The sequence below is a fragment of the Enterococcus sp. C102(2024) genome (assembly GCF_040888205.1).
Classification (GTDB): Bacteria; Bacillota; Bacilli; order Lactobacillales; family Enterococcaceae; genus Enterococcus; species Enterococcus faecalis.
Genome location: NZ_JBFOHH010000003.1, coordinates 81,951 through 94,704 on the forward strand (window position 1 = coordinate 81,951; position 12,754 = coordinate 94,704).

10 protein-coding genes are annotated in these 12,754 nt (G+C 37.1%); 1 reads left to right on the top strand and 9 read right to left on the bottom strand.

Annotated elements, in window-relative coordinates; all coding sequences use genetic code 11:
* Positions 1-14 precede the first annotated feature (14 nt).
* The 8 genes from AB3I34_RS07895 to licT form a co-directional block, all read right to left on the bottom strand.
* Positions 15-884, bottom strand: coding sequence for a VOC family protein (locus AB3I34_RS07895; protein WP_002359617.1), 870 nt, complete (start codon positions 882-884; stop codon positions 15-17).
* Between the two features lie 162 nt (positions 885-1,046).
* Entirely contained in the window at positions 1,047-2,915 is a 1,869-nt protein-coding gene (locus tag AB3I34_RS07900; protein ID WP_002356577.1) for an ABC transporter ATP-binding protein, read from the bottom strand.
* Entirely contained in the window at positions 2,912-4,639 is a 1,728-nt protein-coding gene (locus AB3I34_RS07905) for an ABC transporter ATP-binding protein (protein ID WP_002374237.1), read from the bottom strand. The genes AB3I34_RS07900 and AB3I34_RS07905 overlap by 4 nt, the downstream gene beginning before the upstream one ends.
* 20 nt (positions 4,640-4,659) lie before the next feature.
* On the bottom strand, positions 4,660-5,337 hold the full coding sequence (locus tag AB3I34_RS07910) for a TetR/AcrR family transcriptional regulator (protein WP_002376582.1): 678 nt from the start codon (positions 5,335-5,337) through the stop codon (positions 4,660-4,662).
* A 147-nt stretch (positions 5,338-5,484) separates the two neighbouring features.
* Positions 5,485-6,054 (bottom strand): guanylate kinase, encoded by a 570-nt coding sequence (locus tag AB3I34_RS07915; RefSeq protein ID WP_002367148.1) that lies wholly within the window; start codon positions 6,052-6,054, stop codon positions 5,485-5,487.
* 181 nt (positions 6,055-6,235) lie between these two features.
* Positions 6,236-7,681, bottom strand: coding sequence for a glycoside hydrolase family 1 protein (locus AB3I34_RS07920; protein WP_002362575.1), 1,446 nt, complete (start codon positions 7,679-7,681; stop codon positions 6,236-6,238).
* Positions 7,682-7,705: 24 nt separating this feature from the next.
* Entirely contained in the window at positions 7,706-9,586 is a 1,881-nt protein-coding gene (locus tag AB3I34_RS07925) for a beta-glucoside-specific PTS transporter subunit IIABC (RefSeq protein WP_010712724.1), read from the bottom strand.
* 162 nt (positions 9,587-9,748) lie between these two features.
* Positions 9,749-10,591, bottom strand: a complete 843-nt coding sequence (gene licT / locus AB3I34_RS07930; protein ID WP_002359608.1) for a BglG family transcription antiterminator LicT — start codon at positions 10,589-10,591, stop codon at positions 9,749-9,751.
* Positions 10,592-10,892: 301 nt separating this feature from the next.
* Between licT and AB3I34_RS07935 the strand changes: the two genes are divergently transcribed.
* Positions 10,893-11,519 carry an FMN-dependent NADH-azoreductase gene (locus tag AB3I34_RS07935; RefSeq protein ID WP_002367152.1) on the top strand — a complete coding sequence of 209 codons (627 nt, stop codon included), beginning with the start codon at positions 10,893-10,895 and terminating at the stop codon, positions 11,517-11,519.
* A 61-nt stretch (positions 11,520-11,580) separates the two neighbouring features.
* Here the strand turns inward: AB3I34_RS07935 and AB3I34_RS07940 are convergent, their stop codons facing one another.
* Complete coding sequence (locus AB3I34_RS07940) at positions 11,581-12,750, bottom strand: AI-2E family transporter (RefSeq protein WP_010712725.1); 1,170 nt, start codon at positions 12,748-12,750, stop codon at positions 11,581-11,583.
* Positions 12,751-12,754 lie beyond the last annotated feature (4 nt).

Genomic DNA, 12,754 nt, shown 5'->3' on the forward strand with positions numbered 1-12,754 from the left:
GTCTGTCTAAGCGTTTATTTTAAGACAAACCACCATTCCAAGCCAATTGGATCAAACACAGTGACAATCGCTTTTTTCTGGTCAATAAAGAACTCTTGATTTTTTGCCGTTAATTGTTGCTCCATTGCTAAAATATGTTCTTGATCAGAGAGCTTAATGGTAAAGAAATCTAAACCTAAGTGTGGATCAGGTAATTGATCCACTTCACTTGTTTCAGGTTTTTGGAATCCAATAGTTGCTTTGCCATCTTCTAAAACAAATTGATCTTTTTCATTGCGTTTTAAACCCAGAACTTCCTCATAGTATGCTTTTATTTCTTTTTGATTGTTTGTTTTTAATTGCACATGTGCTAAATATGAGCCAGCGGCTAACCCTTGATGTGGCTCTAAGTCCTCACTGATAAGATCTTTAAGCACAATCGGTTGCTTTTCAGAAGTCGAATTTGCTGTTGCTTCATCGTGAAAAATCTCAAATTGATTGCCTTCAAGATCAGTAATGAACATGCTTTGACGTGTGCCAATTTGGAAACTTTCATCAATTGGGTAGTCTTGTTCAAGCACTCGTTGAGCAATTTGTAAAAATTCTTTTTCCGTAGGAACTTTAATTGAAAAATAAGCCATTTGCTTTTCTTCATTATGAAAATCTTCGGCTTTTCTAGTTTCTTCTAAAATTAATAATTGCGTTCCTGCTTCACGTGTACCCCAGATAGACAGGTTATTTTCTTCTGACTTTAAAACAAAACCCATTACTTTTTTATAAAAGTCGACCATTTCGCCAACTTTTTTCGCACGAATGGCAATTGTTTTTAATGTCGCAGCTTTTTCTAATTGAAATTCAGTCATTTTTTCTGTTACCTCCATTTTCTTCTCTCCCATTTTATACATCTCTTGCTATTTCATCAAGTAATATCCTGTTTTTCTCAAAAGAAAATAGAAATTTTTCAATTTCGCTAACTTTTTGTCAAAAAAATAGGGCTTTAGGAACCAGTCTTTACGACTATGGTTCCTGAAGCCTCATCATGAATTACTATTTTTTTGCTACGCCTTTTAGGCTACTTCTTCAGAAAACTGACTGTTATATAAATCAGCATAAAAACCGTTTTTCGCCATTAATTCATCGTGGGTTCCTGTTTCTACAATTGAACCTTCTGCCATAACGATAATCGTATCGGCATCACGGATAGTCGACAAGCGATGAGCGACTACAAAGCTGGTCCGATTTTCCAGTAAACGATTCATTGCTGCTTGAATCAGTATTTCTGTTCGAGTGTCCACACTTGAGGTGGCTTCATCCAAAATTAAAACGTCTGGATTTGCTAAGAATGCTCGAGCAATTGTAATTAATTGTCGTTGACCTTGAGAAATATTGCTGGCTTCTTCATTTAGAATCGTTTGATAGCCTTCTGGTAATTTTCTGACAAAATCATCCACATGGGCTGCTTTCGCCGCACGGATCACTTCTTCTTCGCTCGCTTGGTCATTACCATAATGAATATTGTCATAGATACTTCCAGTGAACAACCAAGTATCTTGAAGAACCATTGAAAAGTGTGCTCGCAACTCTTCGCGAGACAAATCGCGCGTATCAACGCCATCATATTTGATGCTGCCGCTACTAATATCATAGAAGCGTTCCAATAAGTTAATTAGGGTTGTTTTCCCAGCACCTGTTGGGCCCACGATCGCGACCATTTCCCCAGGTTTAACATTTAAATTGAAATCTTTCATTAATAATTTCTCTGGTGAATAGCCAAAAGCAACATGTTCAAAAGAAACACGATAAGGACTATCTGTTTCCACTGGTACGCCAGAAGGTTCATCCACCATTTCTTCTTCATCTAATACTTCAAAGACACGTTCTGCCGAAGCCACCGTAGCTTGGATTGTATTCATTAAATTAGCGATTTGAGTAATCGGTTGTGAAAATTGATTGGTATATTGAAGAAATGCTTGGACATCCCCTAAATCCATCATACCATTCGCTACTTTTACGCCACCAAGGACTGCAACAAACACATAGCCTAGATTTTTGATAAAGTTCATTAAAGGCATAATGATCGCTGAAATAAATTGTGCTTTGCGACCAGCATGATATAATTTTTCATTTTCTTTTTCAAATACTTCTTGATCACTTTCTTCGTGGTTGAAACTTTTTACTACTACGTGACCACCGTAGGTTTCTTCGACTTGGTTATTCAATAATCCTAAGCTTTTTTGTTGAGCCGCAAAATGTTTTTGCGAGCGAGGCGCCACAACCATCACAACAATTAAGCTTAATGGTACTGTCGCTAAGGCAATTAGTGTTAACTGCCAGCTAATGGTCAGCATCATCCAAAGTACACCCACAAATGTCACGATACTGGTAATTAATTGGGTTAAGTTTTGCTGTAAAGTACTCGCAATATTATCCATGTCGTTAATTGCCCGCGACATGATGTCCCCATTACTATGAGTATCATAATAGGAAATTGGAACTTTGTTCATTTTCGCTTCTAATTCTTGACGTAATTCATAAACTGTTCGCTGTGAAACACGTGTCATAATTACTTGCTGCAAGAAATTAAAGACAGCAGAAATAAGGTACATGGCAATAACAATTAATAAAATTTGACCGATTTTGTCAAAATCAATTGGAAAAGATGTTATTTTTAAGCCTTGTTTCATTTCAGCAGCGCCTTTCATGACGCCTTTAAAAATTTCAGTTGTTGCCTGTCCTAATACTTTTGGTGTTTGAATTTGGAAAACGACGGCTGCGATTGCTAATACTAAGACAGCAATAATTGACAGCATTCGTTTAGACATGTACCGAAATAAACGTTTCACTGTTTTCCAGAAATTTTTTGGTTTTGGCCCTTTTGCGCCAATGTTACGTCCTGGTCCCCCGCCCATTGGTCCGCCTTTTGGTCGACTACTCATGCAAGGTCCTCCTCTCTCAATTGAGAATGTACAATTTCTTGATACGTTTGGTTATTCGCTAATAACTCTTCATGCGTTCCTTTACCAACTAATTTCCCTTCGTCTAATACTAAAATTGTCGATGCTTCCATAACCGTACTTACACGTTGGGCCACTAAAACGACAATTGCATCCGTCATCTGCTCTTTTAAGGCTTTTCTTAAATTAGCATCTGTTTTGAAATCCAATGCAGAAAAGGAATCATCAAAAACATAGACATCTGCTGGTTTTACTAAAGCACGAGCAATAGCCAACCGCTGGCGTTGTCCGCCAGAAAAATTACCGCCGCCTTGTTCGACATGACTATCCAAACCTTCTGCCAATTCTGAAACAAACGCCTTTGCCTGCGCAATTTCTAAAGCTTGCCAAATTTCTTCATCGGTCGCATTTGGGGCGCCGTATTGCATATTTTCACGAATCGTTCCTGTAAATAAAACAGCCTTTTGCGGTACAAAGCCAATCATTTCTCGTAAATTATGCTGTGACGTTTCTTTAATGTTTTTACCATTTAGCAAAATTTTGCCAGATTCAACATCATAAAAACGTGGTAAAAGATTAACCAGCGTTGTTTTCCCAGAACCAGTCCCACCAATAATCGCGACCGTCTCCCCAGATTTTGCTGAAAAATCTATATCTTCCAGTGCTAAGTTTTCAGCATGCTGGTAACGATAATTAACATGTTCAAACGCCAATGTTGCTTTGTCACCTTTTAGAGAGAGTAGTTCTGGATTGGGTACATCTTTGATTTCTGAATCAGTATTTAGCACCTCATTAATCCGATCAGCAGAGGCTTGCGCCCGCGGTACCATGACAAAAATCATGGATAACATCATGAAACTCATCAGAATTTGCATGGCATAAGTCATAAAGGCAATTAAGTTCCCTACCTCTAGTTGCATTTCCGCAATATAATGACCGCCAAACCAAGTGATTGCAATATTGGTACCACTCATAATGAGTGTCATTAAAGGAATCATCAAAGCGACAATCGTATTCACTTTAATCGCCGTTTGTGTATAATCCTTATTGGCTTCATCAAAACGTTGTTCTTCATAGTTTGCTTTGCCAAAGGCCCTAATCACACGAACTCCTGTCAGTCCTTCACGAAAAACTAAATTTAAACGGTCGGTTTTCTTTTGCATGCTTTTAAATAACGGAACCGCTAAAAACATGATACCGCCCACTAAAACAGCCATAATTGGTAAAACATATAGAAAAATTTTCGTCAATTGTGGATCCTTGTTATACGCCATAAAACTTGCACCAATTAACGTTAAAGGTGCGTTAATCATTAAACGTAAAAACATTTGCATAACCATTTGAATCTGATTGACATCATTGGTTGTTCGTGTAATTAGCGAAGCTGTCCCAAATTTGTCAAATTCATTATTAGAAAAATTTTCAACTTTTCGATAAATATCGGTCCGTAATTTTTTACCTAAACTTTGTGATTCTTTGGTGGCAAAAAAGGTATTTCCAATAGAAGCGACAATGCTAATCAAAGAAAAGCCTAACATGACAACTCCTGTACTCCAAATATAGTTAATATCTCCTTTAGCAACACCGTCATTAATGATATTAGATGTTAATGTGGGCAGATATAAATCTGCGATAATTTGCACGATCATAAATAAAACCGCTGCAAAGACCGACCATAATGACATCCGTTTGACTAGTTTAATCAACTAACTTCTCCTCCTTTTTGCTACTTATAAGCGCCATTTTTCAACCAACTTAATTTCATTTTTAATTGTTTGACTGCTTCAGTTGAATCATAGGCAGTATTTTCTCTTTGTTGACGATACCCATCAACAATTGTTGAGAAAACGGCATGCATCGCCGTCTGCATGAACCATGTGAATTCTTTTGGCGTTTCAATGGTTAATTTCGAACGATCAATTATTTGATAAAGATGTTCTGCATAGGCAGCATGGCCTTTTCTTCCTCTATGCTTATGACAGTGCTGTTTCCTATTTTTTTCCTCTTCTCCAGTCGCTAAATTATCCGTCACCCGACGTGAAGCACGATAGTCCATGTTGACAAATAAATTCCGATAGAAAGAAGCATTCTCTCCAGTTAGCACTTCGACAATCATTTTGGAGAAATAGACATCCATGGCTTCGATTAAATCACCATTTTCCGCAATAATTTGTTTCTCTAAATCTCGTTCACTATTTTTTCTTAATGTCGCAAAGTAATAAAAATACAAATCTTCTTTGTTCTCAAAATATTGATAAAAGCTACCGCGAGGAATTTCCGCTAATTTAACAATATTTGCAATTGACGCTTCTTGTAAAGAATGGCGCGAAAATTCAATTTGTGCAGCATCTAATAAGCGTTGTTGCTTTTCTTCTGGCAAATGAAAAAACGTATTCGTAGGCATATTTGTGTTCCTCCCTTTTATGACACATTGTCATATGACACCATGTCATTATAGCACTCTCTATTCAGAATGCAAGTTTTTTACAAAAAAAATCAAGCACCTAGCAAGACAAAATTAATGTTAGATTCTGTCTCGCCAGTTGCTTGATTAATAATAGTGTTTGATGCATTCTTGTAACAAGCCAGCGACCTCTTTTATAGGTCCATTGGCATCTATTCGTTGATAATTAGGATATTGTTCCAATTGGTTTTTGATAAGAATTTCTTGATCATAAAGGTTTAAACGTTCTTCAATAATTTTAGGATCAGATTCTCGTTGCTTTAAACGTTGATAAATATTTTCTTTTGAAACGTCAAAAAAAACTGGAATGACGGACTCGCCAAAACGCTCAAAGACCGCTTGAAAGCCTGGAAAAGTTAACGCATTATAGGCTGGATGCTCTTTCGTTGTTTCAACGATGGCAGCTACACCGACACCGTAATAGTTTCCATGGTAAAAATCATACTCCACTAACTGATTGGTTTCAATCAAGGTTTGAAAACTTGCTTTTGTTTCAAAATAGTAATCCACACCATCCACTTCATCCAATCGTTTTTTCCTCGTAGTATGCGAGATAACTTTATAGTTTTTCGGAAAAACCTTACTTGTAATTGCGGTCTTGCCAGAACCACTCGGACCCATAATAACAAAAAATGGATGTTGTAATTGCTTAATCATTAGAAACGCTCCTCTCAGTTGTTTCTATTATAACGTATTGTGCACTATTTTGAAAAATTGACAAAAAAGAGCTTGGGCCAAAAATCACTTTGGATTTTTGGCCCAAGCTTAAAAATTAATAAACGGCGGGAACAGAAGCAACTACCTACTACGATTGTCTTGTTTTGTTTAATTACAATAACTAGTCTAAGTTTTGTCCATTAGTTTCAATAACTTGTTTGTACCAATTAAACGATTTTTTTTCATAACGGTTTTTAGTACCATTTCCTTCATCGTCTAAATCAACGTAAATAAACCCATACCGTTTACTCATTTCACCTGTGGAAGCACTGACTAAATCGATACAGCCCCACGGCGTATAGCCCATTAAATCGACGCCGTCTGCAACTGCTTCTGCCATTGCTTCAATATGACGACGTAAATAATCAATCCGATAGTCGTCTGCCACATAGAAATTTTCGTCTACTTTATCAATTGCACCTAAGCCGTTTTCCACAATAAATAAAGGTTTTTGATAACGATTATATAATTCATTTAGGGCGATTCGTAAGCCTTCGGGATCAATTTGCCAACCCCATTCACTTGCTTCTAAGAAGGGATTTTTAACGCCGCCTAAAAGATTCCCATTTGCTGTATCGTTGGTAGTACCAGTAACATCGACAGCAGTCGACATATAATAACTAAAGCCAATGTAATCCACTGGGTATTCTTTTAATAATTCTAAATCTCCTTCTTCAATAACTAAGTCTTTCACAGCATATTTTTGATACATGCGTTCTGCGTATGCTGGATATTCACCACGAACTTGAACATCTGTACAATAATAATTAAACTCTTGGTTTTCAATCATTGTAGCAACTTGATTGACTGGATTCGAATCAATGCCATACGTTGTTGCATAAATAATCATACATCCAATTTGTAATTCTGGATTTAATTCATGGCCAATTTTTACAGCTTTACTACTTGCAACAAATTGATTATGCCAGGCTTGGAAAATGTTTTGATAATCATTGGCCCCATTGCTTTTCACCAATCCTTGACTAAGTGCTGGGAAATGGAACGCTGAATTAATTTCATTGAATGTCATCCAATAGTTAACTTTTTGGTGGTAACGTGTTAAAACAGTTTCCGCAAAACGTTCATAAAAGTCAACTAATTGACGATTTTTCCACCCGCCGTATTCTTTCGCTAAATGCAGGGGCATTTCATAATGAGAAATCGTAATTACTGGTTCAATGTTATAGCTTAAGCATTCATCGATAACCGCATCATAAAATTTCAAGCCGGCTTCATTCGGTTGTGTTTCATCTCCTTGTGGAAAAATACGCGACCACGCAATTGAAAATCGATAACATTTGAAGCCCATTTTAGCAAACAACGCAATGTCCTCTTTAAAGCGATCATAGTGATCAATTCCTGTATGATTAGGATAGCGATATTTCGTTTCGTCAATCGTCCAATCAAACGCTTCATCTCCTAAAATAGCGAAACGTTGTTTTCCTCCCGGCATCGCATCTGCCACAGATAACCCTTTACCATCGGCTAAGTAAGCCCCTTCTAATTGATTGGCTGCGGTCGCACCGCCCCATAAAAATCCTTTTGGAAATTTTGTCGTTGTTGTCATACTTGTTCCTCCTCCAATTGTCTTTTATTTAATAATGGCTAAAAAGTCTTCACCATGTAACACGTCTGTTTGGTTCATATCCAAAACATCTAAATAATCATTCGTATTCGTTACCACAATCGGTGTAACTACTGGATAACCAGATTCTTTAATGGCAGCAATATCAAAAGTAACCAGCAAATCTCCTTTTTTAACAGAATCACCTTGTTTCACTGATAATTCAAAGCCTTTACCATCTAATTCGACCGTATCCATGCCAATATGCATTAATAATTCAACGCCCTCTGTTGTCGTCAAGCCAACAGCATGTCCTGTCGGAAATAATGTGGTGATTTCACCATCTGCGGGCGCATACAGTTTGCCTTCAGTCGGCTCAATTGCAACACCTTTTCCTAAAGCACCTGACGCAAAAACAGGATCTTGTACTTTTTCTAGCGGTAAAATTTCACCTTGAAGTGGACTTGCTAAAATAATTTTGTCTTCTTGATTCGTTTTTACAGGTGCCACCATCTTATCAGTTGCTGTTTTTTCAGTTGCTGTTTCTGGATTAGGTTGATCTTCAAAACGTAAGACAAACGTTAAGACAAACGCAATGATAAAGGCAATTCCAGCACCAATTGCACCAGTAATCATCGGTGCAGTATCTTTTGTCTCTGCAGGAATAAACCCAGGTAAGCTCAACATACTAACCAAACCAAACGTAAAGTTTTTCACGTGATTCATAGCTACAAATGCACCACCGATACCGCCACCAATACAAGCTGCAATAAATGGTTTTTTCAATGGTAAAGTCACGCCATATACAGTTGGTTCAGTAATTCCAAAAATAGTTGTAATGCTTGAAGACAAAGCCAAACCTTTTAGTTTCACATTTTTTGTTAGGAAAAAGACAGCTAAAGCAGCCCCGCCTTGTGCAATAACGGCTGGTAATAACATTGGTACCATCGTATCGCCACCTTGTGTTAAGTTTAACATCATAATTGGTACAAAGCCCCAATGCATACCAAACATTACCAAGACTTGCCACAACGAACCCATTAATAACCCTGCGATAATTGGACTAAAAGCGTAAATTGCGTTGTATCCTTGTCCCAACCAATCGCCGATGACCGTCCCGATAGGACCAATAGCTAAGAAGGTAACAGGTGCCATAATAAGGAAAACAGCTAACGGAACGCAGATAATTTGTAGAAAACTCGGAATTACTTTTTTGAAGAAACGTTCTACATAACTTTGTGCAAAAACAGCCAAAATAATTGGTAAAACCGAAGAAGTATAGCCACTTGGCCCAATAATCACTGGAAGACCAGCAAAGCTAATTGTTTTGCCTGCTAAAGCAGTAATGCTGGGATGAACTAAGGCCATCGCCAAAGCAACCGCTAAAAAGGGATTAGTATTGAATTTTTTAGCAGCCGTAAACGCTAACATAATTGGTAAGAAAGTAAATAAACCATCTGCAATCGAAAAGAGAACAAGATATACGCCTGAAGTGTCAGCTAACCAGCCCATAGTTACAGCCAATGTTAAGAAGCCTTTTAGAACCCCAGCGCCGGCCATTGCACCTAAAAACGGTGTAAAAATAGAAGAAATAATATCAATTAAACGGTTAAAGATATTTCCGCCACTTTCTTTTTCTCTATTATCAGAATCATTACCTAGTCCACTGTTGGCCATCAAATCCTTATAAACATCACTAACGTGACTGCCAATAACCACTTGATATTGTCCTGCACTTTGAACTACCTGAATAACATCTGGGTCAGCATTCAATGCAGCTGTATCTGCTTTATTCTCATCTTTTAATTTAAAACGTAAGCGCGTAGCACAGTGAACAACACTATTAACGTTGCCTTCGCCCCCAACAGCTTTTAACACACGTGCTGCAATTTCTTGATTTTTACTCATCTCTAGATCCTCATTTCCATTAATTTTTAATATCAAAAAAACCTACATTGAAAAAGAGCCAGATCCTTCTCTTCACAGCTGCGCAGTCTGCGAAAATCATTATCGGTTTTTTCAATCTAGGTTTTGCCTGCATTATCAGTAACAATCCGCGATTATTGGTTGTTATGCTTTTTTATCATTGACCACTCTTTGGATATGAATGGTTAAATAAATCATTTCCGCTTGATCAATTGGTCGATCATAGCTTTTTAATAAATACTCATTAATACGTTGGACCGCTTGAAACGCCTTAGGATACTTTCCTTGGACCAATGCAAAAAGAAATTCGTCCTCCTCATCATGCGCTTCTTGTTTTAAATAACGTTGCGCAAAATATTGAAGATGTGTAACAATTCGTTGATAGTTCAATGAATCTTCATCAAACACCTGTCCAAAGTAGCGACTAATAATCGTTAAAATATCACGAACCATCTTGGTTGCTTCCATGGTAACTTCCATATTGCCATTTCCTTGTTCAGCATTCACAATATGAAAAGCAATGAAGCCCGCTTCATTTTCTGAAAATTGAACCCCTAGCTTTTCAGCAATAATCGCTAATGCTTGCTTTGCGATTTCAAATTCTTTAGGATAAAATTTGCGTGTTTCGAATACAAGAGGATTCGGAATATCAATTCCTTCTTTGGCTCGAAGTAACGCATAGTGAATATGATCCGTTAAAGTTAAATAAATATTTGATGAAAGCTCAATCGCTAGCGTTGTTTCTGCTAAATCAACGATTTGTTTGACGACTTCTACTTCTTTGGTGGGGACGTCTTCAAACAGCTGCTGGAATTGCCCTGCCATAGCGGAGTCCTTTAACACGAATTCCTTTTCAACATAATCTGGATTGATCGTGTCTCCAATCTTCTTTTGAAAGGCTAAGCCGCGTCCCATATAAACAATTTCTTCGCCTTGCTCATTTCTTGAAAGCACGACATTATTATTTAAAACTTTTTCAATCCTCATGATGAATGCAACCTCACTTTTTTATAAAAAAAGCCCAGAATCCCTCCACTGATTGTGTTAATGGAAGACTCTGGTTTTGCCTGCAAAGCAGTAACAATCCTTATTTACAAAGTAATAATAGCATGCTTTTTTTTAATATGCAAGCCTTTCCAAAAAAATATTTTTATTTATTTTTTACTCTGTTGATCCATTTTAAAAAAAAGTTTACTAAATCTAAAAAAAAGACTTGCTTTCTCTTACTTTTTATTAGTAAAATAGAGATGTTGAATTTTTAAACTATTTATTTTAAGGAGATTACACAATGTCAAAATTATTAGTTGTTAAAGCACATCCATTAACAAAAGAAGAATCACGCTCAGTTCGTGCGTTAGAAACATTTTTAGCTTCATACCGTGAAACAAATCCATCAGACGAAATCGAAATTTTAGATGTTTATGCACCAGAAACAAACATGCCGGAAATCGATGAAGAATTATTATCTGCTTGGGGTGCACTTCGCGCTGGCGCAGCATTTGAAACATTAAGCGAAAACCAACAACAAAAAGTGGCTCGTTTTAATGAATTAACTGATCAATTTTTATCTGCCGACAAAGTAGTAATTGCTAATCCAATGTGGAACTTAAACGTACCGACACGCTTAAAAGCTTGGGTAGATACAATCAACGTTGCTGGAAAAACATTCCAATATACTGCAGAAGGACCAAAACCTCTAACAAGTGGTAAAAAAGCCTTACACATCCAATCAAATGGCGGCTTCTACGAAGGAAAAGATTTTGCTTCTCAATACATTAAAGCGATTCTAAACTTTATTGGCGTTGATCAAGTCGACGGATTATTCATCGAAGGAATCGATCATTTCCCTGATCGCGCGGAAGAACTTTTAAATACTGCTATGACCAAAGCAACTGAATACGGTAAAACATTCTAAATTTTCCGAGTGATTTACAGCAAAAAGAGACAAGCAGTTCCTTCACTGCTTGTCTCTTTTGTTACGTAGATTCTTGTTGATCTGGCTTATCTTCATCATACAAACCGGAAACAATTTGGTACCACTCAAAAATGTGTGTAATTATCACCTTAGCTGCGGCATAAACAGGAATTCCTAAAATCACCCCGACAATCCCAAATAGTTTACCAGACGTTAATAAAACAACCAAAATGGTGACTGGATGAATGGATAACTGACTGCCTAGGACAAGTGGTGAAATAAACCGACCTTCGACCGTTTGCTCAATGGCAAAAACAATCAAGACTTTAATTAACAAAGCTGGCCCACTGACAATTCCTAAAAAGACTGCTGGAATCATGGCTAAAAATGAACCTAAATAAGGGATTAAATTTAAAAAGCCTGCTGCAATACCTAAAGTGACTGCATAATCTAAGCCAATGACAGAAAAACCAATCATAAACATAATTGCCACTGCGAAAGCGACAGTTAACTGTCCTCTAATATAAGAAGAGACTTGATCATTAACTTCTGCAAGAACTTTTAAGGTTGGTTTACGCATCTTCACTGGTAAAAACTTCATTAAATATGGCGCTAAGTTTTTGCCATCTTTCAGTAAATAAAATAGAATAAAGGGCATCGTAATGATGGCGACAAAGATCGTAGCCACCGCCCCAAAGAAATTACCAATTCCTTGTACTGTGAACGTTGAGACGTTTTTAATGATGGTACCTAACGAACTGACAACTTTATCGCCTGCCGCTTCAATTTGTTCTCTAAATTGCGCGAAAAGTGGATCACTTAATATTTCCTGCGATTTTTGATCAATTGTATCAATATATTGAGGAAAATGATTCACAAAGCTGACAGATTGCTCACGAATTTTAGGAACGATTACAATACCACCCCAAATGAGTAGTGCCACAATTAAAATAAATAGGCCGATAATACTCCAGACACGTGAGATTTGTTTTTTCTCTAAATAATCGACAATCGGATTTAATAAATAATATAAAATCCCCGCCATAATTACTGGTAAGCCGACAACGCCAAAAAACTGCCAGACGGGCTTAAATAAATAAGAAACTTTCGTAAAAGTTAGAATAATTAACAGCACCAATAAGACAATCAGTAAGGCTGTTACTACTTGATTATTTAAAAACCAACGCCAAAACCAAGACAGGCGTTTATCAGTCGTTTGTTTTTTATCCATTGAT

What these genes read in the sequence shown, in the direction of transcription:
- AB3I34_RS07895 (WP_002359617.1), bottom strand. Translation starts at nt 884, where the DNA reads ATGTATAAAATGGGAGAGAAGAAAATGGAGGTAACAGAAAAAATGACT.
- AB3I34_RS07900 (WP_002356577.1), bottom strand. Translation starts at nt 2,915, where the DNA reads ATGAGTAGTCGACCAAAAGGCGGACCAATGGGCGGGGGACCAGGACGT.
- AB3I34_RS07910 (WP_002376582.1), bottom strand. Translation starts at nt 5,337, where the DNA reads ATGCCTACGAATACGTTTTTTCATTTGCCAGAAGAAAAGCAACAACGC.
- AB3I34_RS07915 (WP_002367148.1), bottom strand. Translation starts at nt 6,054, where the DNA reads ATGATTAAGCAATTACAACATCCATTTTTTGTTATTATGGGTCCGAGT.
- AB3I34_RS07920 (WP_002362575.1), bottom strand. Translation starts at nt 7,681, where the DNA reads ATGACAACAACGACAAAATTTCCAAAAGGATTTTTATGGGGCGGTGCG.
- AB3I34_RS07925 (WP_010712724.1), bottom strand. Translation starts at nt 9,586, where the DNA reads ATGAGTAAAAATCAAGAAATTGCAGCACGTGTGTTAAAAGCTGTTGGG.
- licT (WP_002359608.1), bottom strand. Translation starts at nt 10,591, where the DNA reads ATGAGGATTGAAAAAGTTTTAAATAATAATGTCGTGCTTTCAAGAAAT.
- AB3I34_RS07935 (WP_002367152.1), top strand. Translation starts at nt 10,893, where the DNA reads ATGTCAAAATTATTAGTTGTTAAAGCACATCCATTAACAAAAGAAGAA.
- AB3I34_RS07940 (WP_010712725.1), bottom strand. Translation starts at nt 12,750, where the DNA reads ATGGATAAAAAACAAACGACTGATAAACGCCTGTCTTGGTTTTGGCGT.